25 protein-coding genes and 2 pseudogenes are annotated in these 25,528 nt (G+C 61.0%); 13 read left to right on the forward strand and 14 right to left on the reverse strand.

Going from position 1 to position 25,528, the window contains the following annotated elements; translation table 11 throughout:
- Positions 1–53 precede the first annotated feature (53 nt).
- The 12 genes and pseudogenes from AACY36_RS03415 to pilG form a co-directional block, all read right to left on the reverse strand.
- On the reverse strand, positions 54–776 hold the full coding sequence (locus AACY36_RS03415; RefSeq protein WP_339427655.1) for a hypothetical protein: 723 nt from the start codon (positions 774–776) through the stop codon (positions 54–56).
- Between the two features lie 203 nt (positions 777–979).
- Positions 980–1,210 (reverse strand): annotated as a pseudogene (locus tag AACY36_RS03420) (hypothetical protein); the annotation flags it as partial.
- Positions 1,173–1,298, reverse strand: a pseudogene (locus AACY36_RS03425) (transcriptional regulator); the annotation flags it as partial. The pseudogenes AACY36_RS03425 and AACY36_RS03420, both read right to left, overlap by 38 nt.
- Before the next feature lie 44 nt (positions 1,299–1,342).
- Positions 1,343–1,582 carry a DUF6124 family protein gene (locus AACY36_RS03430; RefSeq protein ID WP_339415273.1) on the reverse strand — a complete coding sequence of 80 codons (240 nt, stop codon included), beginning with the start codon at positions 1,580–1,582 and terminating at the stop codon, positions 1,343–1,345.
- Positions 1,583–2,043: 461 nt separating this feature from the next.
- Positions 2,044–2,331, reverse strand: coding sequence for a hypothetical protein (locus AACY36_RS03435; RefSeq protein ID WP_339496749.1), 288 nt, complete (start codon positions 2,329–2,331; stop codon positions 2,044–2,046).
- The gene (locus AACY36_RS03440) at positions 2,309–2,635 is read right to left on the reverse strand and encodes a polymorphic toxin type 44 domain-containing protein (protein ID WP_339496751.1); all 327 of its coding nucleotides are present in this window, start codon (positions 2,633–2,635) and stop codon (positions 2,309–2,311) included. The genes AACY36_RS03435 and AACY36_RS03440 overlap by 23 nt, the downstream gene beginning before the upstream one ends.
- 289 nt (positions 2,636–2,924) lie before the next feature.
- Entirely contained in the window at positions 2,925–3,380 is a 456-nt protein-coding gene (locus tag AACY36_RS03445; protein ID WP_339496752.1) for a chemotaxis protein CheW, read from the reverse strand.
- The gene (locus tag AACY36_RS03450; RefSeq protein ID WP_339415269.1) at positions 3,373–9,192 is read right to left on the reverse strand and encodes an Hpt domain-containing protein; all 5,820 of its coding nucleotides are present in this window, start codon (positions 9,190–9,192) and stop codon (positions 3,373–3,375) included. The genes AACY36_RS03445 and AACY36_RS03450 overlap by 8 nt, the downstream gene beginning before the upstream one ends.
- Before the next feature lie 107 nt (positions 9,193–9,299).
- Positions 9,300–11,351, reverse strand: a complete 2,052-nt coding sequence (locus tag AACY36_RS03455) for a methyl-accepting chemotaxis protein (RefSeq protein WP_339415268.1) — start codon at positions 11,349–11,351, stop codon at positions 9,300–9,302.
- On the reverse strand, positions 11,348–11,872 hold the full coding sequence (locus AACY36_RS03460; protein ID WP_339415267.1) for a chemotaxis protein CheW: 525 nt from the start codon (positions 11,870–11,872) through the stop codon (positions 11,348–11,350). The genes AACY36_RS03455 and AACY36_RS03460 overlap by 4 nt, the downstream gene beginning before the upstream one ends.
- Positions 11,873–11,884: 12 nt before the next feature.
- Positions 11,885–12,250, reverse strand: a complete 366-nt coding sequence (gene pilH / locus AACY36_RS03465) for a twitching motility response regulator PilH (protein ID WP_014720320.1) — start codon at positions 12,248–12,250, stop codon at positions 11,885–11,887.
- A gap of 46 nt (positions 12,251–12,296) precedes the next feature.
- On the reverse strand, positions 12,297–12,704 hold the full coding sequence (gene pilG / locus AACY36_RS03470) for a twitching motility response regulator PilG (protein ID WP_339415266.1): 408 nt from the start codon (positions 12,702–12,704) through the stop codon (positions 12,297–12,299).
- A gap of 239 nt (positions 12,705–12,943) precedes the next feature.
- Here pilG and gshB point away from each other — a divergent pair, with 239 nt between their 5' ends.
- The 7 genes from gshB to AACY36_RS03505 all read left to right on the forward strand — a co-directional run bounded on the left by gshB (position 12,944) and on the right by AACY36_RS03505 (position 18,829).
- Positions 12,944–13,897, forward strand: a complete 954-nt coding sequence (gshB, locus tag AACY36_RS03475; RefSeq protein WP_049711118.1) for a glutathione synthase — start codon at positions 12,944–12,946, stop codon at positions 13,895–13,897.
- A 76-nt stretch (positions 13,898–13,973) separates the two neighbouring features.
- Positions 13,974–14,879 (forward strand): energy transducer TonB, encoded by a 906-nt coding sequence (locus AACY36_RS03480; protein WP_339415265.1) that lies wholly within the window; start codon positions 13,974–13,976, stop codon positions 14,877–14,879.
- 67 nt (positions 14,880–14,946) lie between these two features.
- Complete coding sequence (locus tag AACY36_RS03485) at positions 14,947–15,516, forward strand: YqgE/AlgH family protein (RefSeq protein ID WP_339415264.1); 570 nt, start codon at positions 14,947–14,949, stop codon at positions 15,514–15,516.
- Positions 15,516–15,953: a Holliday junction resolvase RuvX gene (ruvX, locus tag AACY36_RS03490; RefSeq protein WP_003176676.1), complete on the forward strand. Its 438-nt coding sequence runs from the start codon at positions 15,516–15,518 to the stop codon at positions 15,951–15,953. Before AACY36_RS03485 ends, ruvX begins: the two co-directional genes overlap by 1 nt.
- 72 nt (positions 15,954–16,025) lie before the next feature.
- Positions 16,026–16,532 (forward strand): bifunctional pyr operon transcriptional regulator/uracil phosphoribosyltransferase PyrR, encoded by a 507-nt coding sequence (gene pyrR / locus AACY36_RS03495; RefSeq protein ID WP_339415263.1) that lies wholly within the window; start codon positions 16,026–16,028, stop codon positions 16,530–16,532.
- A 24-nt stretch (positions 16,533–16,556) separates the two neighbouring features.
- Complete coding sequence (locus tag AACY36_RS03500; protein ID WP_049711114.1) at positions 16,557–17,561, forward strand: aspartate carbamoyltransferase catalytic subunit; 1,005 nt, start codon at positions 16,557–16,559, stop codon at positions 17,559–17,561.
- A complete protein-coding gene (locus AACY36_RS03505; protein WP_339415262.1) occupies positions 17,558–18,829 on the forward strand; it encodes a dihydroorotase in 1,272 nt (423 codons plus the stop codon). The genes AACY36_RS03500 and AACY36_RS03505 overlap by 4 nt, the downstream gene beginning before the upstream one ends.
- Positions 18,830–18,905: 76 nt before the next feature.
- On the opposite strand, the gene AACY36_RS03510 is transcribed toward AACY36_RS03505, so the two are convergent.
- Entirely contained in the window at positions 18,906–19,334 is a 429-nt protein-coding gene (locus AACY36_RS03510; protein ID WP_370467849.1) for an NINE protein, read from the reverse strand.
- A 250-nt stretch (positions 19,335–19,584) separates the two neighbouring features.
- Between AACY36_RS03510 and AACY36_RS03515 the strand changes: the two genes are divergently transcribed.
- On the forward strand, positions 19,585–20,223 hold the full coding sequence (locus AACY36_RS03515) for a C40 family peptidase (RefSeq protein WP_339415261.1): 639 nt from the start codon (positions 19,585–19,587) through the stop codon (positions 20,221–20,223).
- Positions 20,224–20,300: 77 nt separating this feature from the next.
- On the opposite strand, the gene AACY36_RS03520 is transcribed toward AACY36_RS03515, so the two are convergent.
- Positions 20,301–21,335 (reverse strand): type IV pilus twitching motility protein PilT, encoded by a 1,035-nt coding sequence (locus AACY36_RS03520; protein ID WP_339496753.1) that lies wholly within the window; start codon positions 21,333–21,335, stop codon positions 20,301–20,303.
- A gap of 57 nt (positions 21,336–21,392) precedes the next feature.
- Between AACY36_RS03520 and AACY36_RS03525 the strand changes: the two genes are divergently transcribed.
- From AACY36_RS03525 to metW, 5 genes are all read left to right on the forward strand, one after another.
- Positions 21,393–22,079 carry a YggS family pyridoxal phosphate-dependent enzyme gene (locus AACY36_RS03525; RefSeq protein ID WP_339496755.1) on the forward strand — a complete coding sequence of 229 codons (687 nt, stop codon included), beginning with the start codon at positions 21,393–21,395 and terminating at the stop codon, positions 22,077–22,079.
- A gap of 34 nt (positions 22,080–22,113) precedes the next feature.
- The gene (gene proC, locus AACY36_RS03530) at positions 22,114–22,932 is read left to right on the forward strand and encodes a pyrroline-5-carboxylate reductase (protein WP_339415258.1); all 819 of its coding nucleotides are present in this window, start codon (positions 22,114–22,116) and stop codon (positions 22,930–22,932) included.
- A 9-nt stretch (positions 22,933–22,941) separates the two neighbouring features.
- Positions 22,942–23,532 carry a YggT family protein gene (locus AACY36_RS03535; RefSeq protein WP_339415257.1) on the forward strand — a complete coding sequence of 197 codons (591 nt, stop codon included), beginning with the start codon at positions 22,942–22,944 and terminating at the stop codon, positions 23,530–23,532.
- Positions 23,533–23,739: 207 nt separating this feature from the next.
- Positions 23,740–24,879 (forward strand): homoserine O-succinyltransferase MetX, encoded by a 1,140-nt coding sequence (metX, locus tag AACY36_RS03540; protein WP_339496757.1) that lies wholly within the window; start codon positions 23,740–23,742, stop codon positions 24,877–24,879.
- Positions 24,880–24,886: 7 nt separating this feature from the next.
- Positions 24,887–25,507, forward strand: a complete 621-nt coding sequence (gene metW, locus AACY36_RS03545; RefSeq protein ID WP_339415255.1) for a methionine biosynthesis protein MetW — start codon at positions 24,887–24,889, stop codon at positions 25,505–25,507.
- The last annotated feature ends 21 nt before the right edge of the window (positions 25,508–25,528 follow it).

Below are 25,528 nucleotides of genomic sequence, written 5' to 3' on the forward strand. Positions count from 1 at the left end.
TGGACGCTGGACTGTTACGCTTGGGTTAATGATGACTCAATCAACACGTGCGTTCAGACCCTGCGCCATTCGCTGCGATGGAACCATAGGGTCCTGAAAAACGCCAACGCCGCAAAAACGTGCAACCCCGACACGGCCGCCCAACTCCAATCCCACAGCCCTGACAGCGCCTGCGCGTAAACCGGTAACAGCAGCACGAGCAACGCCACCAGCGCGCAAGCACCCACTTGCTCCCAGTTTCTCAAGCGACTGGGGCGGGACGCTATCGCGTAACCCAACAATGCGCCCAGACACACAATCAGCAGGCTCAGCAGGTCATGCTCGCCGACCGGAGGCCACCCCAGCAGGTTGAGCGGCAGGCAGACCGCGAACAGGGTGAACGAGCAGATCGCGACATACACAAAAGCGTACTCAAGCGCATCTAGCAGACGATCACGGATAAACCCACGAGCCTGTTTATCCTCTTCCGGTGTGGGTCCTTGGGAAATCGCCACCGCCAGCAGACCCGACCCGAGACCGCCCAGGGTCATGACCACGAAATTACTCACAACGCCTTTGATTGCCTTATCGGCACCGATCAGCTTGAGGCTTTCGAGGTACACCAGAATAAACACCGCGCCTGCGGTGGCAATCATAAAGCCCCACAGCTTCCCCCGGTTGGACTGCACGTTCATGGTTACCACCGCAGTGAACACCAGCACGCCAAACCACATCAGCAGCGTGCCGGTAAAACGGTTGAGGTTGTAGAGCCAGGCAAATCCATCCAAAAGCCACATTGCGTCGATACTTCTGTCGAAAAACTTCATTGGCTATCGGCAGTGGGGCGAGGATCTTTACGATGGGGCGAGCAAGTGATCCGCGACTCGCCGCAATTCCCCAGGACGCCCCCTCCAACGTTCTGACCGAGTCATTCTCACTGATAGCTGACCAACAGGTCCTCCACGTCTCCCCGCAGTGTGATCGTGCTGTCAATCAACTGGTAACGTTTGTCCGAGCGATACCCTTGCAAGCGCAAGGCCGTAAGGGCGATAGCATGAGCAGCGTTCTAAGCCCGGTCAAAACGACTGGCGAATGATCACTGTGGATTGCCGGCACCCTTCAACCGATCCCTGGCTGAACGCATCAGCCCATCACACTCTTTGCGATCCGGCGGCTCAGCCTTCAAGCCGCCGCTACGTTGCAGATTCTCCAGGTTTGCCTTGCTGTCCATCCGTGGGTTCCAATGGGTTGCCCCCAATCAGATTGATCTTGTCCTGCTGCACGACCCGCTGCACAAAACTGTTCCCTGCATTCCATTTGCTCGGTGGCGCTTGTTAACGATCAGTCCCTATTTGAGACCGCTTCAAGATTCCGGCGATGGACTGACGTGCTCCAACGCTCTATCAACCAACAACTGCCCCAACGCTGCCATTTGCTGGATTCCGAGCATGATTGCGCGCTGGGAGGTGTCCAGGTCGAAGGCCAAGTTGCAGGTGAGTGCGCTCAGGGAGGACAGGGTCTCGCTGGCGTTAACCAGCAGGGTTTCGGTGTCTTGGTGGGGGGTTACGGTGAAAAGGGGCGGATTGGGGGTAGGTTTGACCATGATTTACAGCTCCGATATGTGATGGATACTGCCCTTTTTCACTTGCACGCGAATAAGGTGGCAGCTGTACGCAGGTGTGCAAGACCGGGCATATCGGACCCCGGCAGACCCCAAGGGATCTCCCACGCACAGCCGCCATAACAAATACAGCAGGCATAAAAAACGCCCGTTGAATGGCTATGGGCGCAGGTGCGCCGACATGTAACCGGACTTGCACGTCCGTGTCACCGTTTTTTGCGATGACGGGACGAAGACTCGGCGCGCTGGCTGCACGCGACAAGTTCATGCACTGCCCAAAATCTTGCGGGAAAAATCCGAAGCCGGCCGGCCTACAACTTCATGTCGATGCTCATAGCCCCCAAACCTTCAAGCGGATAGCTGCGGTACTCATAAACCTCCCCACGGACAATGAGGTGGATGACGCCATCCACCCGAGTCACTTGGACATCAGGCTCTTTGGTTTAAAAAAAGGGATGTGCCGAAACCAGCGCTGTCAGTATTTCCCGATCACTACCTAAGTCCTTATAAACGTAGTACCTGTAGGAAAACCCCACTGTCGCGCCGCCCTGACCGTCACGTGCTCCATAAATTGAGCTGCCGTTGCCTAAGGCGTGTTTCAAAACCACTTCGTCCACATCCGGGGTACCGGATGACATGATCCAATTGCCCCCGATATAAATCAGGCAGGCCACCAGCAGGCAGTTGCGCAGGACCGGCAAGAGGCTCTTAGTAGCCCTGAGAAATTGCATACTCGATACCTCTTCTTATCCAATATTGATCTCGAGGATCATCGCCAAAAGGGTCACCGCCCCACCATGAGCCAAATTCCGGCTTGGTGGTTTTTGCGAATGTTTGAGCGACATCTGCTGCCCGTAACAGAACATGCTCGGGAATGCCCAGCACCGTGCCTGTAGCACCATAATTGAAGACTAGAGATGAGTGCCCTTGCACTTGGCTGTCGCCATATTTTCGAGAAGTGAAACACCCGGCGGCATTAACGGTACGGCCATTTGCGAATCCTTGCTGGCAGTGAGGAGTGCAGAAACTAGCCACTCCACTGCGGCCTGCAAACCCGCCTATTCCAAACTCAGAACTCGCCTACAGTAACTCCATCCTATTCCGACATATCGCCCAGCAATGGTTGTCGATGCAAAGTGCCTATGACTTAAGGCAGGCCGAGCATCGGGAGCAGCCGGTGATTGAGCGGTTTGCGCGGATTGTGATCAGCGTGGGAGCTGGCTTGCCTGCGATGGCGGTGGGTCAGTTGGCTTATGCGTGAGTGACACCCCGCTATCGCAGGCAAGCCACACACAGTTGGTCTCGTTGAATTGGAGAATAGTGCTCAGGCCAATCCGGATTCGACCAGCAAGGCTTCCAACCCCATGAGGTCCGGCACCTTCGCCACATGCTCCCCCACTTGCACCGCCGCCAGCTCCAGCGGGCACAGCGGCACATCCACGTAGCTCAATTCGCTGTCGAGCTTGTACGACCTTGGAATGCCCTGGATCACCAGCGCAATAAACTTCAACGTCGGCCGCCCACCCAACGCATTCAGCACCACGATCCGCGAGCGTGCGCCGGTCATACTCGCTTCGCCGCACACCGCTTCAAAGCTGATCAACGGGATTTGCCGATCGCGCCACGTCACTTGCCGCAGATACCACGGCGGCGCATCGCTGGCCGGTTCGCCGCGTTGGAAGTCGATCAACTCGGCGATGGCGACGTTGGGTAGCACCAGGTGACGATCGGCCAGGGGCAGCAACAGGCCGGTGAGTTGGCGGGTGCGGTGGTCAAGCATGGGACTTGCTCCAATAGGCGATGCTTTCCAGCAGCACCGACTCTTGATACGGCTTGCCGAGGTAGTCATTCACGCCGATGGCCATGGCGCGGTCGCGGTGTTTCTGGCCGGTGCGCGAGGTGATCATGATGATCGGCAGGCGCATCAGCCGCGGGTCGGCGCGCACCTGGGTGGCCACTTCGAAGCCGTCCATGCGCGGCATTTCGATGTCGAGCAGCATCAGGTCCGGGGTGTGTTCTTCAAGCACAGCGAGCGCGTCGATGCCGTCTTTGGCGGTGAGCACGTTCATGCCGTTGCGCTCCAGCAGGCGACTGGTGACTTTGCGCACGGTGACCGAATCGTCCACCACCAACACCAGCAGCGGGCGCTTTTTCAGGGGATCGTTGAGAATCAGCGGCACATCAGCCGCTTGAGCCGGCAACGCGGGCTGGCGGGCGCGGATAGGTGCCAGCAAGTCGATGATCAGTACCACACGCCCATCGCCCAGAATCGTCGCGCCGGACAAGCCCTGCACACCCGCAAACTGCGGGCCCAGGCCCTTGACCACGATTTCCCGCGTACCGGCCATGGCGTCCACATGGATGGCAACGCGCCGCTCATTGCACTGCACCAACAGCACCGGCACGGGCTGGTACTGGCCCAGCAGTTTCGGGCGGCTGACGGTCTGCAACAAGTCACCGAGATAGAACAGCTCGTGGCGCTGGCCGGCGTACTCATAACACGGCGGATCCTGCTGATAGTGCCCGGCCAACTCATGCGGCAGCACGCGCACCAGGCCTTCGATGGTGTTGAGCGGAATCGCGTATTGATCGTCCGCACACTGCACCATCAGCGCACGGTTGACCGACACGGTAAATGGCAAGCGAATGCGGAAATGCACACCCTCGCCCGGCGTCGAGTCAATGAACATTGAGCCACCTAACTGACGCACCTCCTCATGCACCACGTCCATGCCCACGCCGCGTCCGGAAATCTGGGTGATCTTCTCCGCCGTGGAGAACCCAGGTTGCAGGATGAACTGCAACACGTCGCGGTCGCTGATCTCTTGATTGGGGTCTAGCAAGCCACGCTTGATCGCCTTGCGCCGCACCGCTTCCAGCGGCACACCGGCACCGTCGTCACGCATGTCGAAGACAATGTCGCCGCCTTCATGGGTCAGGTCCAGGGTGATGCGCCCCTTTTCCGGCTTACCGGCCAGCAGCCGTACATCGCGGGATTCCAGGCCATGGTCGACGGCGTTGCGCAGCATGTGTTCCAGCGGCGCCGCCATGCGCTCCAGCACGTTGCGGTCCATCTCGCCCTCGGCATTGCCGACGTTGAACTCCACGTCTTTGCCCAACTCGCCCGCTACCTGGCGCACGATGCGCTTGAGGCGCGGCAGCATGCGTTCGAACGGCACCATGCGCGTGCGCATCAGGCCTTCTTGCAACTCGGTGTTAATGCGTGCCTGTTGCTGCAACAGGTCGTGCGCATCCTCGTTGCGGCGCTCAAGGGTGTCCTTAAGGTCCAGCAGGTCGGAGGCGGATTCGGACAGCGCACGGGACAGCTGCTGCAACTGCGAGTGGCGGTCCATTTCCAGCGGGTCGAATTCTTCGTAGCCCAGGCGTTCGGCCTCGGCCTGTTGGCGGCTGAGGATGCGGCCCTGGGTTTCGGTGTCGAGACGGCGCAGTTGGTCGCGCATGCGTTCGATGGTGGTTTCCACTTCCGTCAGGGCGATGCGTGCGTCGTTGACTTGCTGCTCGATTCGGCCACGGAAGATCGAGGTTTCACCGGCCAGATTGACCAGGTCGTCGAGCAGCTCGGCGGAGATTTTCACCATGTCGGCAGCCGGGTCGACGACTGCTTCCGTCTTGCCGACTGGCAACGCCACTGGCGTTACCGGCTCTACGCTTGGGTGCAACAGGCTTTTGATGCGCTCAATGAGTTTGTCCACCGAGCCTACAGGCAGGCCATCCGCCACAGCGTCGATCATCTGCGCCAGGCGGTCATGGCAACCTTGCAGCAACGCGAACAGCTCCGCAGAGGGCGCGATCAAGCCGGCGGACAGGCCTTCGTAGAGAAATTCCAGCTCGTGGGCCAAATCGCCAATGGGCGCAATTTCGACCATGCGCGCACCGCCCTTGAGGGTGTGCAAGTCGCGCAGCAGGGTTTCCACTTCCTGTCGATTGCCGGGCTCGGCCTGCCAGCGCAGCAATGCGCTGCCTGAGCTGTCGAGAATGTCGGCGGCTTCTTCGAGGAAAATATCCAGTAATTCAGGATCAGCGCCCGACGCTTGGGGCGCCTCGGCCGGAGCCGAAGGCGTGCTGTTCTGGCGGAATTCACGTAACGCGGCGATCAGCTCATTGGCATCGCTCAGGGGTTGGTGCTGTTGCAGTTCTTCAAGCTGCAAGGCCAGCCGCTCATGACTGGCCATCAGCAACAGGGACAGCTCGGTGGAGTAACTGTAGCGGCGGTCCACCAGCCCTTCGTACAGGCATTCCAACTCAGTGGCCAAGTCGCCCACGGGCCCGATTTCGGCCATGCGCGCACCGCCCTTGAGGGTGTGCAAATCACGCTGCAACGACGACAACGGTGCGGCGCTGTCGGGCGCCAGCAACCAGCGTTTGAGCGACTGCCCGGCGCTGTCGAGGATGTCCACGGCTTCTTCGAGGAATATTTCGACAATCTCGTCGTCTATCGCCGTTTCATGCTCCAACTGCTGTGTGGCGGCGCCCAGCTCGGAAATGCTCAGCGTGCGGCTGCCGTCGCTTTTGATCAGGCCGGTGGCGGACGGATCGAGGGCGTCGTCCAGCAGACCGCGCAGGGCGAGGACCCGTGCCGGCGCCGGGCTGACTTCCTGGCCGGCGGCCAATTGGTCGAGCATGCTGATCAGCGCTTCGTGGGCTTGCTCAGCCTCGTGGAAAAACCGCTCACTGACGGCCAGACTGCTCTCTTCCACGGCGCCATACAGGTCGAGCAGGGCTTCGCAGAGTTCGTCGATGGCGTGCAGGTCGGCAACGTGAGCGCCCTCTCCCAACGTGGTCAATTCGTCCAGCAGCGCGGTGAGCTCCTGGCGCTCGCCGGGGTGTTGTTGCCAGCGGCGCAGCAGGCTTTCGGCGTCGAGCAGGATGTCCATGCCCTGGGCCAGAAAGTTGGCGATCAATTGCGTGTCACGCTTGATGTGCAGGCCGGTACTCGGCGCGTCGAGCAGTGCTTCGAGCTGGTGATCCAGCAGGCGTTGGGTGCGGCTGATCAGGGCCTCTGCGCCTTTGATAGGCGCCAGGGGATCACTGTTCAAATCACGCAGCCCGCGTTGGAACAGGTCTTCGGCCTCCAGCAATAACTCCACTTCGTCCAGGTCCAGCGGCAGGCGGTGAGCTTTATATTCGCGGGTCAGGTGGTCGAGGGGGCGCGCCAGTTCGGCGATGGGCAACACGCCGGCCATGTAGGCGCTGCCCTTAAGGGTGTGCAAGGCGCGTTGCAGCTCATCGCTGACTTGCAGCGGCACATGCTCGGCAGCCTGTTGCAGGAAGTGGTTGAGGCTGTCCAGATGACTTTGGGCTTCGTTGCGGAAGATCTCCAGCAACATCGGGTCGTGGGACTCTGCGACCGGCGCTTGCGTACCGCTGGCCAAGGCGTGGGCACGTGCAGCCAGGGCGTCGACTTCATCGCGCTGGCGTTGGTCGTCGGTGGCGAAGTCGGCGATCAGCTCCGGCAGCAGGGCCACCGCTTCATCCAGCACCTGTTGCACCTTGGGGCCCAGGACAACACTGCGTTCCAGCACGCGGTTGAGCAAGTTTTCCACGGCCCAGGCCAGCTCGGCCAAGACCAGGGCGCGCACCATGCGGCCACTGCCTTTGAGGGTATGGAAAGCACGGCGCATTTCGCCCTGGGCGGTTTTGTTGGTGCTGTTGGGCAGAGAGCGGTGCAGCGCCTCGAGGACTTCGTCGGTTTCTTCGAGGAAGACTTCGCGCAGCTCATCGTCGATGGGTTCTTCATCGGCCGGTGGCGGCAACAGGCTGCCGGGGCGTTGCAGGGCCGGCGGGTTCAGGCGCGACGTTGGACTGGCCAGTGCATCGAACTGGGACTGACTCGGCGTGATCTCACCCGAAAGTGCCCCATCCGGTGCAGCCAAGGCTTGGCGCCAGGGCTTCTCGGCGGGCAGGTAACCCAGTGCGGCCAGGCCTTGGGTGGCCAGTTCCAGCACCCGTTCGCCGCCGGCGTCCGGGTCTTGGAGCATACGTTCGAGGTAGTACTCCAGGCTGCTGATCACGTCAGCAAAATGCGCAAGCTGCATCTCGGACGGCGGCGCATCGGTGTCCATCAATTGCTCGTCGACGTAATCGGTGCATCCGCGCATCAGGCTCGCCGCGCGGGGCAGCGGGATCATCGCAAGGGCGCCGCGCACCTGACTCAGCAGTTCCGGCAGGGACTCAAGGCGCTGGCGGTCCCAATCGGCTTCGATGCAGTCGATCACCAGTTCCTTGGCTTGCTTGAGGCACTGGCAGGATTCGCGGATCACCAGTTGGTGGATCTGGGTCAGGTCGGTGGTGGGCAGGCGGCTTTCTTCGCGGCTTTCCGGCTCGACGGTACCGACCATGCCGGCCAGCGTGGCTTCGACGTAGAGCAACGCGCCGGCAACGTCCATCAATACGGCATCGTTGGGGTCGCGTTGACCTTGAGCCAGGCTCAGCACCACCGCAAGCTGGTCGATGATGACTTTGCGCGGTTGGCCAAAGCCCAGCACGGCCAAGGTGTCGGCGATCTGCCGCAGCGGCGCGAGCAGCGCATCCAAGTCATTGGTGTGCTGGCGGTCGCTGCGTACGAACAAGTCGAGGCGCTCTTTTACCCGTACCAACTCCTCACACAACGCGCCGAGTACCGAGCCCATCGCATTGCGATCCGGACCGGCCAGGCGGGCGCGCTCGGCGTCGACCACCGCGCTGTCAGGCAAGGCCTCATCCAAACCGTAGCGTTCCTTGAGGCTTTGCATGCGCGGCGTCGGTCGGGTGACCTTGGCGACATAGAACAGCAAGCTCTTGAGTAATTCATCCGGCGCCGGCTGGTTGATCCCACCGATACCCTGGGCCAGCAGGCGTTTGAGCTGTTTGTCGCTGGCCTTGAGCAAGCTGCGCAGGGCCGGGCTGTTGGCGATCACACCGGTGAGCATCCCTTCGACCAATGCCGAGGTGACTTGCCACAGCGGCAACAGCGGCGCGCCCTGGCACAACGCTTCAAGACGCGCGAACACTCGCGCCATGTCTTCCAGGTTGCTTGGGCCGTGGTCTTCGCGCAACAAACCCGCCAAGGCGTGTTGCAGCAGTAAGTGCCACTGGCGCAGCTGCTCTTTCAGGTCAGGCGTCGCGCGTTGCGCCAGCGCTTCGTCGGGCAGCGGCGCAATCGACAGCAGTTGCGGACTGAACAGGCTGGTCTCCGACAGCAGGCTTTCGCCGCGTGCGCTGCGCAGGTCGTTGAGCAGCGGCAACACCACCAGCGGCAGATCGCGTCGGGCGCTGTGTACACGCTCCAGATACAGCGGCAATTGGTTGAGGGCCTGTTGCAGCAGGCGGATGCTTTCATCGCGCTGGCTGACGCGACCGGCTTGCAGGGCCAGGGCAAGTGCTTCGATTTCCTCGGCCAGCAGCGCGGCGCCGTAGAACTCGACCATTAGCAACGCGCCATGCACCTGGTGGATGCCAGCCAGGCACTCGCTTATTGCGTCGCCGTCAGTGGTTTCGACATACGCGTCCAGCGCCGAACGGGCCTGTTTCAGGGTTTCGGCAATGTCGCCCTTGACCCATTCGAGGGCCACGTAGTCGTGCCGATCAACCATAACTGCTCCGCTTAGAATTCGTGGGTTGCTTGTCTTGCAGATATCTCAAAACCAATGGATACCTAATCTGGGAGCGGGCAAGCCCGCTCCCAGATTTTGACGGCATTTCAATCGTCGACCTGCTTGGGGGCCGGGAGGGTGAAACCCGACACCGACCGGCGCAACTGGCTGGCCATTTTTGCCAGGTTACCGATACTTTCGGCCGTGGCCGTGGAGCCCGACGAGGTCTGCGTAGTGATCTGCTGAATCACATTCATCGTCAGGGAAATCTGCCCCGCCGACGAGGTCTGTTGCTGCGCCGCGTTGGATATGCTCTGGATCAGCGCTGCCAGGGTCTTCGACACGCCTTCGATTTCTTCCAGCGCCACCCCGGCGTCTTGCGCCAGCCGCGCGCCGCGCACCACTTCGGTGGTGGTCTGCTCCATGGAGATCACCGCTTCGTTGGTGTCGGCCTGGATCGCGCGCACCAGGGTTTCGATCTGCCGGGTCGCGGCCGACGAACGTTCGGCCAGGCGCTGAACTTCATCCGCCACCACGGCAAAGCCGCGCCCTGCATCCCCAGCCATGCTCGCCTGGATTGCGGCATTGAGGGCGAGGATGTTGGTTTGGTCGGCAATGTCGTCGATCAGGCTGACGATGTCGCCAATCTCCTGGGACGACTCGCCCAAGCGTTTGATGCGCTTGGCGGTGTCCTGGATCTGCTCGCGAATGTTGTCCATGCCGTGGATGGTGTTGTGCACCACCTCGTTGCCTTTGTTGGCAATTTCCACCGAACGCTCTGCCACTGCCGAAGATTCGGCGGCGTTGGCCGAGACCTGATCGATGGACTGGGCCATCTGGTTGATCGCGGTGGAGGCTTCGGCGATCTGCTGGGCCTGATGCTCCGACGCCTGGGCCAGGTGCATGGCGGTGGCCTGGGTATCCTGCACCGCTCCGGCGACTTGCCCGGCGGTGAGGTTGATGGTGGCGACGAGGTCGCGCAGCTGATCCACGGAATAGTTGATGGAGTCGGCGATGGTACCGGTGAAGTCTTCGGTCACCGACGCGGTCACGGTGAGATCGCCGTCGGCCAAGTCTTCGATTTCATCCAGCAGACGCATGATCGCGTTCTGGTTGCGCTCGTTCTTCTCGGCAGTTTCATGCAGTTGGCGGTTGGTCTCACGCACCATCACCAGGCCGATCAGGATAATCGAGGTCAGCGCCAGCAAGCCGAGCACGTAGCCACCGATGGTGTCCAAGCTGCGCCCATCGGCAAGATTTTCAAACCCGGTGGCCAGGTGTGAGGCTTCATCGAGCAGGGTTTGCGACAAGTTGAAGATGTTGCTCGCCGATGCGCGCACTTGGAACAGTTGCGGTGAGGTCTCAAGAATTTCATCCACGGAGCCGGAGACAAACTCAAACAGCTCGGCAATTTCCGCCAGCCGCGCGCGGGCGTCGCGGTCTTCGACCTGGGTGATGCGCAGGCCGGGGTTGCCCTGGAGCATGCCGTTGAGCACCAGCCCAAATCGGTTGGCATCGCGGCCAAAGGCGTCGGCGGCCTGCGCGGCGGTTTCGTCGCCGGCGAGCACGGTGTTCACCGCACCCAGGATACGTTCAGCCAGCAGTGACTGGCGCTGGGCCAACGCCACTTGGCTGGCCGGGGCGCCACGTTGCAGCAGGATGTCGACGACCTTTTCCGACTCGATCTGCAATTGCGGCACAGTCTCGGCCAGCGTCGCGGCAACTTGATGCAACGACAGCACGGTCTGCTCGCTGGCAAGAATCGCATCGGTATTTTTCAGCAGCGCCTCCCAGTCGGTCTGTACGGCGCGCATTTCGGCGCGTACCGCACTGGGCGCGGCGGGCAGCCCGGTTTGTGGGTCGCCTTTTTTCAGGTAGCCCCAGCGCTGGGCGAAATCGTTGCGCGCCTCGCCCAACAGCTTGAACGCAGCCGCCTTGCCGGCGGCAGCTTCGGTGGCGTTTTTGGCGATGCGCTGGGACAGCACGCGCAATTCACCGGCGTGGCCGATGTACTGTTTGTCATAGGTCGACTGGGTGTTGAGGTACGCAAAGTTGGCGAACAGCAACATGATGAACACGATCAGTGCGATAAACAGCACGATGATCTGCGAGCGGCTGCGCGAGCCGGCCTGGGGTTTGGACGTGGGGGCGGTGGTCATGCGGCAACATCCATGAAACCTGGGGCCAGGGCCAGGGCGAAGGGGCTGAAGACCTGCCACCGCTGGTCGCCGTCGAACCAGCCTTGGATATACGGTGCGTCGGGTGCGGCGTTCGCCAGCCACGCGTCTTGTGCAAAATGCTGCATCCCCACCACCTCGTCCACCAGCAGCCCGACAAACAGGTCGTTACATTCCACCACCAACACCCGCCGCTGTTTACGCGCCTTGGACAGTTCAAGGCTGAGAAAACCACCCAGGTCCATCACCGGCAACAAGCGCCCACGCAGATTAGCCACGCCCTTGACCCAGGCCTTGACCCCGGGCATTAAAGTGCAACGCGGCTCATGCAGGACTTCGGCGACTTCCCCCATGGGCGCCACATACCAGTGCTGCCCCAGGCGAAAACCAATGCCGCTCCAACGTTGCAGGCGGGTTTCCTGGGACGGCAGGTCGGCGGCCAACAGGCGGCAGCGGCGGTCGATGTCCAGCAACAGCTCAAAGGCGGTTTGCGACTCGGTCATGATCGCGTACCGTCAGCCGGCCAGCACCTTGTTCAGGGTGGCGATCAGCGTTTCTTCATCGACCGGCTTGGTCAGGTAGTCCTTGGCGCCCTGGCGTGCCCCCCAGATCTTGTCGGTTTCCTGGTCCTTGGTGGTGATGATGATGATCGGGATGCCGTTGGTTTCCGGCTCCTTGGACAGCTGGCGCGTGGCCTGGAAGCCATTGAGGCCCGGCATCACGATGTCCATCAGCACGGCGTCGGGTTTTTCCTGGCGGGCCAGGGCCACGCCGTCCGCACCGTTCTCAGCCTTGAGGACCTGGTGGCCGTGCTTTTCCAGCATGCCGGTGAGTTTGTACATTTCGGTCGGCGAATCGTCGACGATCAGAACACGTGCCATGGTTTTCCCCACTACATAGGTGGACACCGGCCCTTGTGAGGCGGCGTCAGTGTGCTTGTTCTACTGCGGCGAAGGCAGGCACGTAGGCCTTGATCACGCCCAGCAGTTCTTCCTTGCTGAAAGGCTTGGTCAAAAACTGATCGACACCCACGGTACGGCCCTTGGCCTTGTCGAACAGGCCGTCCTTGGAGGACAACATGATCACCGGGATCGACTTGAACGCCGGGTTGTTCTTCACCAGCGCGCAAGTCTGATAGCCATCCAGGCGCGGCATCATGATGTCGACAAAAATAATGTGCGGGTGATGATCAACAATCCGGGCCAGGGCATCAAAACCGTCGATGGCCGTGATGACATCGCACCCCACGTTCTTCAACAGGGTCTCGGCGGTGCGGCGGATCGTCTTCGAATCGTCGATCACCATCACTCTCAAGGCGTTGGATTGCTGTTCCATATCTGCTCTGCCATCGCCACAGCGAATCGGTTTTCGGTGTGTACTGTCTGATGTTGCACAGGATGAACGCCGCAAGCCTTGGAATTCAAGGGCTGCTGCGCTGTGGCAGTCTTTTTAGCACAGTCTCCGGGCGCAATCTATCGAGCAACCGGCCGGGTGGTTTTTCCTTGACCCACAACAGCCGCAGCGCCACTCTGACGCCACTTTTGTGTGCCCTTATTTGTTAGAGGAAATCCCCCATGAGCGTTCGCGTCGGCATTGTCATGGACCCTATCGCCAGCATTTCCTATAAAAAGGACAGCTCGCTGGCCATGCTCCTGGCCGCCCAGGCCCGCGGCTGGACGTTGTTCTATATGGAGCAGCGCGATCTTTACCAAGGCGACGGCGAAGCCCGCGCGCGCATGCGCCCGCTGCAGGTGTTTGCCAACCCGCAGAAGTGGTTCGAGTTGCAAGATGAAATCGACAGCCCGTTGAGCGATCTGGACGTGATCCTGATGCGCAAGGACCCGCCGTTCGACATGGAATTCGTGTACTCCACCTACCTGCTGGAGCAGGCCGAACGCGCTGGCGTGCTGATCGTCAACAAGCCGCAGAGCCTGCGCGACTGCAATGAAAAGCTGTTCGCCACGCTGTTCCCGCAGTGCACGCCGCCGACCGTGGTCAGCCGCCGCGCCGATGTGCTGCGTGAATTTGCCGCTAAACATGGCGATGTGATTCTCAAGCCGTTGGACGGCATGGGCGGCACCTCGATCTTCCGTCACCGCGCGGGCGACCCGAACCTGTCGGTGATCCTGGAAACCCTGACCGCCCTGGGCACCCAGCAGATCATGGGCCAGGCCTATATTCCGGCGATCAAGGACGGCGACAAGCGCATCCTGATGATCGACGGCGAGCCGGTGGATTACTGCCTGGCGCGCATCCCGGCAGCCGGCGAGACCCGTGGCAACCTGGCGGCCGGTGGGCGTGGTGAAGCACGGCCTTTGTCGGACAAGGACCGTTGGATCGCCTCCCAAGTTGGTCCAACACTGCGTGAAAAGGGCTTGCTGTTTGTCGGCCTGGACGTGATCGGTGAGAACCTGACTGAAATCAACGTCACCAGCCCGACCTGTATCCGCGAGATCGACAATGCATTTGGCACGAACATCGGCGAAATGCTGATGGCCGCCATTGAGCGCAAGCTACAAGCCAAGTGACATAGAACAGCCGGACACATACCAACATTGCGTTATCATGTGCCACCTGTGAAACGCGCGATGTTGGTTTTTTGTCATGACACTCCCGTCCGAACTGCCCCCCGAACTCTCGCCTAGCGGCGTGCGCCCGGCTGATCGGCTCGGATTTACCCTGTTCCTGGCGGCACTGATTCACCTGGCCCTGATCCTCGGCGTGGGGTTCACGATGGTCGAACCCAAGCAGATCAGCAAAACCCTGGAAATCACCCTCGCCACGTTCAAGAGCGAAAAGACGCCCGAGAAGGCCGACTTTCTCGCCCAGGACAACCAGCAAGGCAGCGGCACCCTGGACAAGAAAGCCGTGCCCAAGACCACCGAAGTGGCGCCGTTCCAGGACAACAAGGTGAATAAAGTCGGTCCGCCGCCGACGCCTAAGCCCGAGGTCAAGCAAGCCGCACCCAAGCCTGCGGTGACTACCGTCGCACCCAAACCGCAAAAAGCCCCGACCCAGCGCGAGAAGATCAAGACCGAACCGAAACCCGAGCCCGTCAAGCCGGCGCCGACGTTCGACAGCTCGACGCTGACCGATGAAATTTCCAGCCTGGAAGCGGAGCTGGCCAACGAGCAGCAGTTGTACGCCAAGCGCCCGCGTATCTACCGGTTGAACGCCGCCTCGACCAGGCGCGACAAAGGTGCCTGGTATAAGGACGAGTGGCGCAGGAAGGTTGAGCGTATCGGTAACCTCAACTACCCGGATGAGGCAAGGCGCCAGCAGATCTATGGCAATTTGCGCTTACTGGTGTCGATCAACCGTGACGGTACGTTATATGAAGTGCAGGTTCTGGAGTCCTCCGGCCAGCCATTGCTGGACCAGGCTGCCCAGCGCATCGTGCGCCTGGCTGCACCGTTTGCCCCGTTCAGCGGGGATTTGAATGACGTTGACCGCCTGGAAATCATCCGCACCTGGAAGTTCGCCAAGGGCGATCGGCTTTCCAGCAATTGATGACAATTGCCGGATCCGGCACATCGCCAGCTTGTCAGTTCGCCCCTCCAACGCCACACTAGCGGACATGAAAAACGTAAGCCCGACCTACCTCAAGCACCAATTCCTGATCGCCATGCCCCATATGGCCGACCTGAACTTTGCGCAAACCTTGACCTACATTGTCGAGCACACGGCCAATGGTGCTATGGGACTCGTGGTAAACCGCCCGCAAGAGCTGAACCTGGCGGATATCCTCGAACAACTGCGACCGGACGTCGACCCGCCGGCCCGTTGCCAGGACGTGCCGATCTACATCGGTGGGCCGGTGCAGACCGACCGCGGTTTTGTACTGCACCCCACCGGGCCGAAGTTCCAGGCCACGGTCGACCTGGAAGGCGTGTCGCTGTCGACCTCTCAGGACGTGTTGTTCGCCATCGCTGACGGCGCTGGCCCCGAGCAAAACGTGATCACCCTGGGCTATGCGGGCTGGGAAGCCGGACAACTGGAAGCTGAGTTGGCGAGCAATGCCTGGCTGACCTGCCCCTTTGACGCCGATATCCTCTTCAACACCCCCAGCGAACTGCGCCTGGAAGCTGCGGCGGCGAAGCTGCGGGTCAACCTCAGCCTGCTGACCAGCCAGGCGGGGCACGCCTGATGGCCTTGCGTCTGATCCTCGGCTTTGACTACGGCACCAAACAGATCGGCGTAGCAGTCGGCCAGGTGATTACCGGGCAGGCCCGCGAGCTGTGCACCCTCAAGGCCCAGAACGGCATCCCGGACTGGAACCAGGTCGAGGCCCTCATTAAAGAGTGGAAGCCCGACGCAGTGGTGGTCGGCTTGCCTTTGAATATGGATGGCACGCCCAGCGACATGTGCCTGCGCGCCGAAAAGTTCGCACGCCGCCTCAATGGCCGCTACAACATCCCCTTCTATACCCACGACGAGCGCCTGACCACCTTTGAAGCCAAGGGCGAGCGACGCGACCGTGGCGGGCAGAAAGGCAGCTACCGCGACAACCCCGTGGACGCCATCGCCGCCGCCCTGCTGCTGCAGGGTTGGCTGGACGAAAACACAGCTTTATTTGAATCCTGACTGACGCGGCTTGCCGCGTCTTTTTACGTTTACGCCCGGACCTTGCCCCCGCCAGGCCTTGAAGGAGCCACCATGAGCTTGCCGAACCCCGCCGAACTGATCAGCCAGATGGCCAAAAGCCTCACGGCCCATCTGCAACTCCGCGCCATCAGCGAACCGCGTTTCATCGGTATTCGCACTGGCGGTGTGTGGGTGGCCCAGGCACTGCTGGAAGAGCTCGGCAGCGATTCGCCCCTGGGCACCCTGGACGTGTCCTTCTACCGCGATGACTTCAGCCAGAACGGCCTACACCCGCAAGTGCGCCCGTCGGCCCTGCCCTTCGAGATCGAAGGCCAGCATCTGGTGCTGATCGATGACGTGCTGATGAGCGGCCGCACCATTCGCGCCGCCCTGAACGAACTGTTCGACTACGGTCGCCCGGCCAGCGTGACACTGGTGTGCCTGTTGGACCTGGAAGCCGGCGAATTGCCGATCAGCCCGGATGTGGTCGGCGCCACACTGTCGCTGGAAGCCCACCAGCGGGTAAAATTGTCCGGTCCCACGCCGCTCGAACTCGAACTGCAAGACCTTGCCCTTTAAACCGCCTTGTACAGAGTCCCCGCGATGACGCCTCTAGATGCCAAGCGCCCGCTGCAGCTCAATGCTCAGGGCCAGCTGCAACATTTCTTGTCCCTCGACGGTTTGCCCCGCGAACTGCTCACCGAAATCCTCGACACCGCTGACTCGTTCCTCGAAGTCGGCGGCCGCGCGGTGAAGAAGGTCCCGCTGCTGCGCGGCAAGACCATCTGCAATGTGTTCTTCGAAAACTCCACGCGCACCCGTACCACCTTTGAGCTGGCGGCCCAGCGACTGTCGGCCGACGTGATCACGCTGAACGTGTCGACCTCGTCGGCGAGCAAGGGCGAGACCCTGCTCGACACCCTGCGCAACCTGGAAGCCATGGCCGCTGACATGTTCGTGGTGCGCCACGGCGATTCCGGCGCCGCGCATTTCATCGCCGAGCACGTGTGCCCGCAGGTAGCGATCATCAACGGCGGCGACGGCCGTCACGCCCACCCGACCCAGGGCATGCTCGACATGCTCACCATCCGTCGGCACAAGGGCAGCTTTGAAAACCTCTCGGTGGCCATCGTCGGCGACATCCTGCACTCGCGGGTGGCGCGCTCGAACATGCTGGCCCTGAAAACCCTGGGTTGCCCGGACATCCGCGTGATCGCACCGAAAACCCTGCTGCCGATCGGTATCGAGCAGTACGGCGTGAAGGTCTACACCGACATGACCGAAGGCCTCAAGGATGTCGACGTGGTGATCATGCTGCGCCTGCAACGCGAACGCATGTCCGGCGGCCTGCTCCCAAGCGAAGGCGAGTTCTACCGCCTGTTCGGCCTGACCACTGCACGCCTGGCCGGCGCCAAGCCGGATGCCATCGTGATGCACCCCGGCCCGATCAACCGCGGCGTGGAGATTGAGTCGGCGGTGGCCGACGGCAACCAGTCGGTGATCCTCAACCAAGTGACCTACGGCATCGCCGTGCGCATGGCGGTGTTGTCCATGGCCATGAGCGGGCAAACCGCGCAACGTCAATTCGAGCAGGAGAACGCCCAGTGAAGCTAAGCATTCTCGGCGCCCGCGTTATCGATCCGGCCAGTGGCCTGGATCAAGTTACCGATCTGCACCTGGAAGCCGGCAAGATCATCGCCATTGGCGCGGCCCCTGCTGGTTTCAGCGCGGTTGAAACCATCGATGCCAAAGGCCTGGTGGCCGCGCCTGGCCTGGTGGACCTGAACGTCGCCCTGCGCGAGCCGGGTTACAGTCGCAAGGGCAACATCATCAGCGAAACCCGCGCCGCTGCGGCCGGTGGCGTGACCAGCCTGTGCTGCCCGCCGCACACCAAGCCAGTCCTGGACACTTCGGCGGTGACCGAGCTGATCCTGGACCGCGCCCGTGAGGCCGGCAATTGCAAAGTGTTCCCCATTGGCGCCCTGAGCAAAGGCCTGGAAGGCGAACAACTGGCCGAGCTGATCGCCCTGCGCGATGCCGGTTGCGTGGCCTTTGGCAACGGTTTGGAGAGCTTTCGCAGTACCCGCACCCTGTGCCGCGCCCTGGAATACGCAGCCACCTTCGACCTGACGGTGATCTTCCACTCCCAGGACCACGACTTGGCCGAAGGCGGCCTGGCCCATGAAGGCGCCGTGGCCAGCTTCCTCGGCTTACCGGGCATTCCGGAAACCGCCGAAACCGTGGCCCTGGCCCGTGACCTGCTGCTGGTGGAACAAAGCGGTGTGCGTGCGCACTTCAGCCAACTGACCAGCGCACGCGGTGTGGCCCTGATTGCGCAGGCCCAGGCCCGTGGCTTGCCGGTGACGGCGGATGTGGCGTTGTATCAGCTGATTTTGACCGATGAGGCGCTGATCGACTTCTCCAGCCTCTACCACGTGCAACCGCCGCTGCGCACCCGTGCCGACCGTGATGGTTTGCGCGCGGCGGTGAAGTCGGGTGTGATCTCGGCGATTTCCAGCCACCACCAGCCCCACGAGCGCGATGCCAAGTTGGCACCGTTCGGCGCGACAGAGCCGGGTATCAGCAGCGTTGAGCTGTTGCTGCCGTTGGCGATGACGCTGGTGGAAGAGGGTTTGCTGGACTTGCCGACGTTGCTCACGCGACTGAGCGCCGGCCCGGCCGAGGCATTGCGTTTACCGGCGGGTAAGTTGGCGGTGGGTTCAGCGGCGGACTTGGTGCTGTTTGATCCGGCCAGCTCCACGGTAGCTGGGGAGCACTGGCTGTCCAAAGGTGAGAATTGCCCGTTTATCGGGCATAGCTTGCCGGCAACGGTGCGTTACACCTTGGTGGATGGGCGGATCAGCTATCAGGCCTAAAGCCGGTCTAGAGCGGGCACAGTAACTGTGGGAGCAAGCCCGCTCCCACAGTTAGTTTGTATCGGCCTCTAGAGACTCAACGTCCGCCGTTGCGCTCGGCATTACGAATCGAAATCTGCGTATTCAGCGTCCAGAAGTCATACAGCACGCCCACCAGGAACAAGCCGCCGGTCAGCAGGTAGATCAGGCCGGAGATCCATTTGCCCTGATACATACGGTGCACGCCAAATACGCCCAGGAACGCCAACAGAATCCACGCCACGTTGTATTCGATAGGCCCGGCGGTAAAACGCAGGTCCGCTTCACGGTCCATGGCCGGAATCAGGAACAGGTCGATCAGCCAGCCAATCCCCAGCAAGCCCAAGGTGAAAAACCAGATCGTACCGGTCACCGGCTTGCCGTAATAGAAGCGATGCGCGCCGGTAAAACCGAAAATCCACAACAGGTAACCGATCACCTTGCTGTGGGTGTCTTGTTGCTGGCCAATCTGCTGATAGGTGTTCATCGCGTACCTCTTTTGCCTCGATAGAAAAAATTTTTCACTTTCTTTGTGACTTTTTTACAGGCGCCCGACGTACGGCAAATGGTATCTTCCCTGCCCTGAAAGCCTTATGCCACCTGCCTTGTGTAGGACAATTGCGGCGAATCGTCGCGTTTTTCCTGATTTTGACGTCAAGGTTCAGTCGACAAACGGCCTGAGAACGACACTAAAACCTGTTATAAAGTTGCGCGCAAACCCATAAGAGCCACGCCTAATGCGACCATTTTTCAAGACATGGCTAACCATTTGCCTATTAATGCCACTGGCCGCCCACGCCACCAATCGTGAGCAACGACTTCCTAACGTTAACGGTTTCACCCCTAAAGTCCACAGCACGCCAGGCACTACCAAGTCGGTAAAGCTGACTGTCAGCCGCCCAACTCAACTGAGCAAGGCCCACAACGGCAAAGCAGTACCGGGCCTGGTAGGCGTCAACACCAAGCAGAGCAGCAGCGTCCTCAGCCGCGCCGTCAACGTGCTCGGTACTCCTTATCGTTGGGGCGGTAGCAGCCCAAGTAAAGGGTTCGACTGCAGTGGTTTGGTGAAATATGCGTTTAATGATGTTGCAGCAGTAGACTTGCCGCGCACGTCCAATGCCATGGCCGCAGGCCACGGGCAGAAGGTTGATCGCAAGGACCTGAAACCGGGTGACCTGTTGTTCTTCAAACTGAAGAGCCGTAAGGTGAACCACGTTGCTATCTACCTGGGCAATGACCGTTTTATCCACGCGCCGCGCCGTGGCAAATCGGTCAGCATCGACACGCTGAAAAAGCCGTTCTGGAATAAGAACTACGTGGTAGCCAAGCGGGTTCTGCCTAAAGAGCAGAACAACTTGCGGATCGTCCAGCGCTGATTTCAGGCTGAAATACAGTAAAAAGGTGGGAGCGAGCTTGCTCGCTCCCACCTTTTATTTACATCGTTTTCAAGACCTCATATGTCTGCAGGCACCCTCGCCTTGCCCTGCGCCTCTTCCCGACTGATCACGCCCTCCCCGACCAACGCCTTCAAACTCATATCCAGCGTCTTCATCCCCAACGCTCCACCCGTCTGGATCGCCGAGGCCATCTGCGCCACCTTGTCCTCGCGGATCAAATTCCGAATCGCCGGCGTGCCCAGCATGATCTCGTGAGCCGCCACCCGCCCGCCGCCCATCTTCTTCACCAGCACTTGGGACACCACCGCCTGCAACGACTCTGACAGCATCGCGCGGACCATGGCTTTTTCCCCGGACGGGAACACATCCACCAGCCGGTCTACGGACTTCGCCGCCGAGCTGGTGTGCAGTGTGCCAAAGACCAGGTGCCCGGTCTCCGCCGCCGTCAGCGCCAGGCGGATGGTTTCCAGGTCGCGCAGTTCACCCACCAGGATCACGTCAGGATCTTCCCGTAGCGCCGAGCGCAGTGCGGTGGAAAAGCTATGGGTGTCGCGGTGCACCTGGCGTTGGTTGATCAACGCCGTTTTCGGTGTGTGGATAAACTCGATGGGGTCTTCGAGCGTGAGGATGTGCTGACGCCGATGCTTATTGAGAAAATCGATCATCGCCGCCAAGGTTGTGGACTTGCCCGAGCCAGTGGGGCCAGTCACCAACACCAAGCCGCGCGGTAGCTGGGCGATACGCTGAAACACATCCCCCAGGCCCAGGCTTTCCAGGCTCTGCACCTCAGAGGGGATGGTGCGAAACACGGCGCCCATGCCGCGGTCCTGCTGGAACACATTCGCACGGAACCGCGCTACGTCGGGCAGCTCGAAAGCAAAATCCGTTTCAAGAGATGTTTCGAAATCCTTTTGTTGGTGCTGATTCAGTAAGGGTCTCAATAAGTCCGCAACTTGCGTAGGTGAGAGCACCGGCCAATCCAGCGGCCACACCTCGCCATCCACCCGCAACATCGGCGCCAGGCCAGCTGACAAATGCAGGTCGGAGGCGCCACGGCGCACGCTGGCCGTGAGTAATTCAGTGATATCCATAGGGCTTTCCATTTCCAGTAGAATGCCGCGGACTCCATATCCACGGGCGCATCTTGAATGTCGACGATAGCAGACAACATCGGCATGGTTAGCCAGCGCATCCGCGCCGCAGCCGACGCCGTGCAACGTGACGCAAGCAGCATCCACCTGCTGGCCGTGAGCAAGACCAAACCCGCACTCGCAGTGCGCGAAGCCTATGCCGCCGGGATGCGCGATTTTGGCGAGAACTATCTACAGGAAGCGTTGGGCAAACAGGAGGAATTGACCGACTTGCCCTTGAGTTGGCACTTCATCGGCCCCATTCAATCGAACAAGACTCGTGCGATCGCCGAGAACTTCGCTTGGGTGCATTCCGTGGACCGCTTGAAAATTGCTCAACGTTTGTCCGAACAGCGCCCGGCCAACCTGCCGCCGCTGAATATCTGCATTCAGGTCAACGTCAGTGGCGAAGCCAGCAAGTCCGGCTGTACACCCGCCGACCTGCCGGCCCTGGCCAATGCGATCAGCGCCTTGCCGCGCCTGAAGCTGCGTGGCTTGATGGCGATCCCCGAGCCGACTGAAGATCGGGCGGCCCAAGATGCGGCGTTCGCCACCGTACGCGAGCTGCAAGCCCGTTTGAACCTGCCGTTGGACACACTTTCCATGGGCATGAGCCACGACCTCGAGTCGGCCATTGCCCAAGGCGCCACCTGGGTGCGGATCGGTACCGCCCTGTTCGGCGCCCGCGACTACGGCCAGCCTTGAAAATGGCTGACTTCTATTTAACCAAGGACCTGTCATGACAGACACGCGTATAGCTTTTATCGGCGCCGGCAACATGGCGGCCAGCCTGATCGGTGGCCTACGGGCCCAAGGCCTGGGCAGCGCGCAAATTCGCGCCAGCGACCCGGGCGCCGACACCCGTGCCCGCGTCAGCGCCGAGCACGGCATTGAAACCTTTGCCGACAACGCTGAGGCCATCCAGGGCGTCGATGTGATCGTGCTGGCAGTCAAGCCGCAAGCCATGAAGGCCGTGTGCGAAAGCCTGCGCCCGAGCCTGCAACCGCAGCAACTGGTGGTGTCCATCGCCGCCGGGATCAACTGCGCCAGCCTGAAGCAATGGCTCGGCGACCAGCCGATCGTGCGTTGTATGCCGAATACGCCATCCCTGCTGCGCCAGGGCGTGAGCGGTTTGTACGCAACGGCTGACGTCACCGCCGAACAACGTGACCAGGCCCAAGAGCTGCTGTCCGCCGTGGGCATCGCCCTGTGGCTGGAACAGGAGCAGCAACTGGACGCGGTCACCGCCGTATCCGGCAGCGGCCCGGCGTATTTCTTCCTGCTGATCGAAGCCATGACCGCCGCCGGCGTAAAACTGGGCCTGTCCAAGGACGTTGCCGAGCAGCTGGCTGAACAGACCGCCCTGGGCGCCGCACATATGGCGGTGTCCAGCGACGTGGACGCAGCCGAGTTGCGCCGTCGCGTGACCTCCCCCGGCGGCACCACACAAGCGGCTATCGAATCGTTCCAGGCCGGGGGCTTTGAAGCCCTGGTCGAAAAAGCATTGGGCGCCGCTGCGCACCGCTCGGCCGAACTCGCCGAACAACTTGGCAAATAAGGAGCCAACATGATTGGTTTGAACACCGCAGCCGTCTACGTGCTGCAAACCATCGGCAGTCTGTATTTGCTGATCGTGCTGATGCGCTTCGTGCTGCAACTGGTGCGCGCGAACTTCTACAACCCGCTCTGCCAGTTCATCGTCAAGGCCACCCAGCCACTGCTCAAGCCGTTGCGCCGGATCATCCCGAGCCTTTTCGGCCTGGACATGTCGTCGCTGGTACTGGCGATCCTGGTGCAGTTGGCCTTGATGGCGCTGACCCTGCTGCTGACCTACGGCACCACCGGCAATTTCGTCCAGTTGCTGGTCTGGGCAATCATCGGCGTGACCGCGCTGTTCCTGAAGATCTTCTTCTTTGCTTTGATCATCAGCGTGATCCTGTCCTGGGTCGCTCCGGGTAGCCATAACCCCGGCGCTGAGCTGGTGAACCAGATCTGCGAGCCGGCCCTGGCGCCGTTCCGCAGGCTGCTGCCGAACCTGGGCGGCCTGGATATCTCGCCGATCCTGGCGTTCATGGTGCTCAAGTTGCTGGATATGCTGGTGATCAACAACCTGGCGGCCATGACGTCAATGCCGGACATCCTGCGAGTGCTGATCTAACACTTGGCGCAGTAAAGTGTGGGAGCTGGCTTACCTGCGACAGCGGTGTATCAGTCAACGGATTGGCTGACTGGCACGCCGGTATCGCAGGCAAGCCAGCTCCCACATTTTGTATCTGCCTATTGAATTGAATCCGCACAGGCCTTTGCTTGCCGCTAGGTGCAGCGGTCTTTAGACTTACGCCTCATTTAAACGAGAGCAGGGTCGATGCCAACTGCCTTCCCCCCCGATTCTGTTGGACTGGTCGTGCCCCAAGTGGCGCACTTCAGCGAACCGCTGGCCCTGGCCTGCGGACGTTCGCTGCCTGCCTATGACCTGATCTACGAAACCTACGGCCAACTGAACGCCACGGCGAGCAATGCCGTGCTGATCTGCCACGCCCTGTCCGGCCATCATCACGCTGCCGGTTTCCACTCCGCCGACGAGCGCAAGCCTGGCTGGTGGGACAGTTGCATCGGCCCTGGCAAACCCATCGACACAAACACGTTCTTCGTGGTCAGCCTGAACAACCTCGGCGGCTGCAACGGATCCACTGGCCCGAGCAGTATCAACCCGGAAACCGGCAAGCCGTTCGGCGCCGACTTCCCGGTGCTCACCGTGGAAGACTGGGTGCACAGCCAGGCGCGTCTTGCCGACCTGTTGGGCGTCGATCAATGGGCAGCGGTGATCGGCGGCAGCCTGGGCGGCATGCAGGCGCTGCAATGGACCATTACCTACCCGGATCGCGTGCGCCATTGCCTGGCTATCGCCTCGGCCCCCAAGTTGTCGGCACAGAACATCGCCTTCAACGAAGTGGCGCGCCAGGCCATCCTTACCGACCCCGAGTTCCACGGCGGTTCGTTCCAGGAAGCGGGTGTGATTCCCAAGCGCGGCCTGATGCTGGCGCGCATGGTCGGGCACATCACCTACCTGTCCGATGATTCCATGGGCGAAAAATTCGGCCGTGGCCTCAAGAGCGAAAAGCTCAACTACGACTTCCACAGCGTTGAGTTCCAGGTGGAGAGCTACCTGCGTTATCAGGGCGAGGAATTCTCGGGGCGTTTCGACGCCAATACGTACTTGCTGATGACCAAGGCCCTGGACTACTTCGACCCGGCCGCCAACCACGACGACGACCTGGCGAAAACCTTCGAGGGCGCTACGGCCATGTTTTGCGTGATGTCCTTCACCACCGACTGGCGTTTCTCGCCGGCACGCTCGCGTGAGCTGGTGGATGCGCTGATGGCTGCGCGCAAAGACGTCTGCTACCTGGAGATCGATGCTCCGCAAGGCCATGACGCCTTCCTGATTCCGATCCCGCGGTACCTGCAAGCCTTCAGCAACTACATGAACCGCATAACTTTGTGAGAGCACCATGAGAGCCGACCTGGAAATCATCCAAGACTGGATCCCCGCTGGCAGCCGCGTGCTCGACTTGGGTTGCGGCGATGGGGAACTGCTGAGTTGGCTGCGGGACAACAAGCAAGTCACCGGCTACGGCCTGGAAAACGACCCGGACAACATCGCCCAGTGCGTAGCCAAGGGCATTAACGTGATCGAACAGGACCTGGACAAGGGCCTGGGCAACTTTGCCAGCAACAGTTTCGACATCGTGGTGATGACCCAGGCGCTACAGGCGGTGCACTACCCGGATCGCATCCTCGACGAAATGCTGCGCGTCGGCCGCCAGTGCATCATCACCTTTCCCAACTTCGGTCACTGGCGCTGCCGCTGGTACCTGGCCACAAAGGGCCGCATGCCGGTATCGGATTTCCTGCCCTACACCTGGTACAACACGCCGAACATCCACTTCTGCACTTTCGAAGACTTCGAAGCCTTGTGTAGCGAGCGTGAAGCCAAAGTGATCAACCGCCTTGCCGTCGATCAACAGCACCGCCACGGCTGGGCGAGTAAGCTATGGCCCAACCTGTTGGGCGAAATTGGTATTTACCGGGTCAGCAGCCCTGGCCTGATCGACCACAAGATTGCCGTCTAATCATCTTTCAAGAGGGACGTT

This window comes from Pseudomonas sp. EA_15y_Pfl1_P101, assembly GCF_963970835.1.
GTDB lineage: Bacteria > Pseudomonadota > Gammaproteobacteria > Pseudomonadales > Pseudomonadaceae > Aquipseudomonas > Aquipseudomonas tritici.

Coding starts and splice junctions, on each gene's coding strand:
- AACY36_RS03480 (WP_339415265.1), top strand. CDS start 13,974: ATGACACTCCCGTCCGAACTGCCCCCCGAACTCTCGCCTAGCGGCGTG.
- AACY36_RS03525 (WP_339496755.1), top strand. CDS start 21,393: ATGTCGACGATAGCAGACAACATCGGCATGGTTAGCCAGCGCATCCGC.
- proC (WP_339415258.1), top strand. CDS start 22,114: ATGACAGACACGCGTATAGCTTTTATCGGCGCCGGCAACATGGCGGCC.
- AACY36_RS03520 (WP_339496753.1), bottom strand. CDS start 21,335: ATGGATATCACTGAATTACTCACGGCCAGCGTGCGCCGTGGCGCCTCC.
- AACY36_RS03510 (WP_370467849.1), bottom strand. CDS start 19,334: ATGAACACCTATCAGCAGATTGGCCAGCAACAAGACACCCACAGCAAG.
- ruvX (WP_003176676.1), top strand. CDS start 15,516: ATGGCCTTGCGTCTGATCCTCGGCTTTGACTACGGCACCAAACAGATC.
- gshB (WP_049711118.1), top strand. CDS start 12,944: ATGAGCGTTCGCGTCGGCATTGTCATGGACCCTATCGCCAGCATTTCC.
- AACY36_RS03460 (WP_339415267.1), bottom strand. CDS start 11,872: ATGACCGAGTCGCAAACCGCCTTTGAGCTGTTGCTGGACATCGACCGC.
- metW (WP_339415255.1), top strand. CDS start 24,887: ATGAGAGCCGACCTGGAAATCATCCAAGACTGGATCCCCGCTGGCAGC.
- AACY36_RS03515 (WP_339415261.1), top strand. CDS start 19,585: ATGCGACCATTTTTCAAGACATGGCTAACCATTTGCCTATTAATGCCA.
- pilG (WP_339415266.1), bottom strand. CDS start 12,704: ATGGAACAGCAATCCAACGCCTTGAGAGTGATGGTGATCGACGATTCG.
- pyrR (WP_339415263.1), top strand. CDS start 16,026: ATGAGCTTGCCGAACCCCGCCGAACTGATCAGCCAGATGGCCAAAAGC.
- AACY36_RS03485 (WP_339415264.1), top strand. CDS start 14,947: ATGAAAAACGTAAGCCCGACCTACCTCAAGCACCAATTCCTGATCGCC.
- AACY36_RS03415 (WP_339427655.1), bottom strand. CDS start 776: ATGTGGCTTTTGGATGGATTTGCCTGGCTCTACAACCTCAACCGTTTT.
- AACY36_RS03435 (WP_339496749.1), bottom strand. CDS start 2,331: ATGCAATTTCTCAGGGCTACTAAGAGCCTCTTGCCGGTCCTGCGCAAC.
- AACY36_RS03500 (WP_049711114.1), top strand. CDS start 16,557: ATGACGCCTCTAGATGCCAAGCGCCCGCTGCAGCTCAATGCTCAGGGC.
- AACY36_RS03535 (WP_339415257.1), top strand. CDS start 22,942: ATGATTGGTTTGAACACCGCAGCCGTCTACGTGCTGCAAACCATCGGC.
- AACY36_RS03455 (WP_339415268.1), bottom strand. CDS start 11,351: ATGACCACCGCCCCCACGTCCAAACCCCAGGCCGGCTCGCGCAGCCGC.
- AACY36_RS03450 (WP_339415269.1), bottom strand. CDS start 9,192: ATGGTTGATCGGCACGACTACGTGGCCCTCGAATGGGTCAAGGGCGAC.
- metX (WP_339496757.1), top strand. CDS start 23,740: ATGCCAACTGCCTTCCCCCCCGATTCTGTTGGACTGGTCGTGCCCCAA.
- AACY36_RS03445 (WP_339496752.1), bottom strand. CDS start 3,380: ATGCTTGACCACCGCACCCGCCAACTCACCGGCCTGTTGCTGCCCCTG.
- AACY36_RS03430 (WP_339415273.1), bottom strand. CDS start 1,582: ATGGTCAAACCTACCCCCAATCCGCCCCTTTTCACCGTAACCCCCCAC.
- pilH (WP_014720320.1), bottom strand. CDS start 12,250: ATGGCACGTGTTCTGATCGTCGACGATTCGCCGACCGAAATGTACAAA.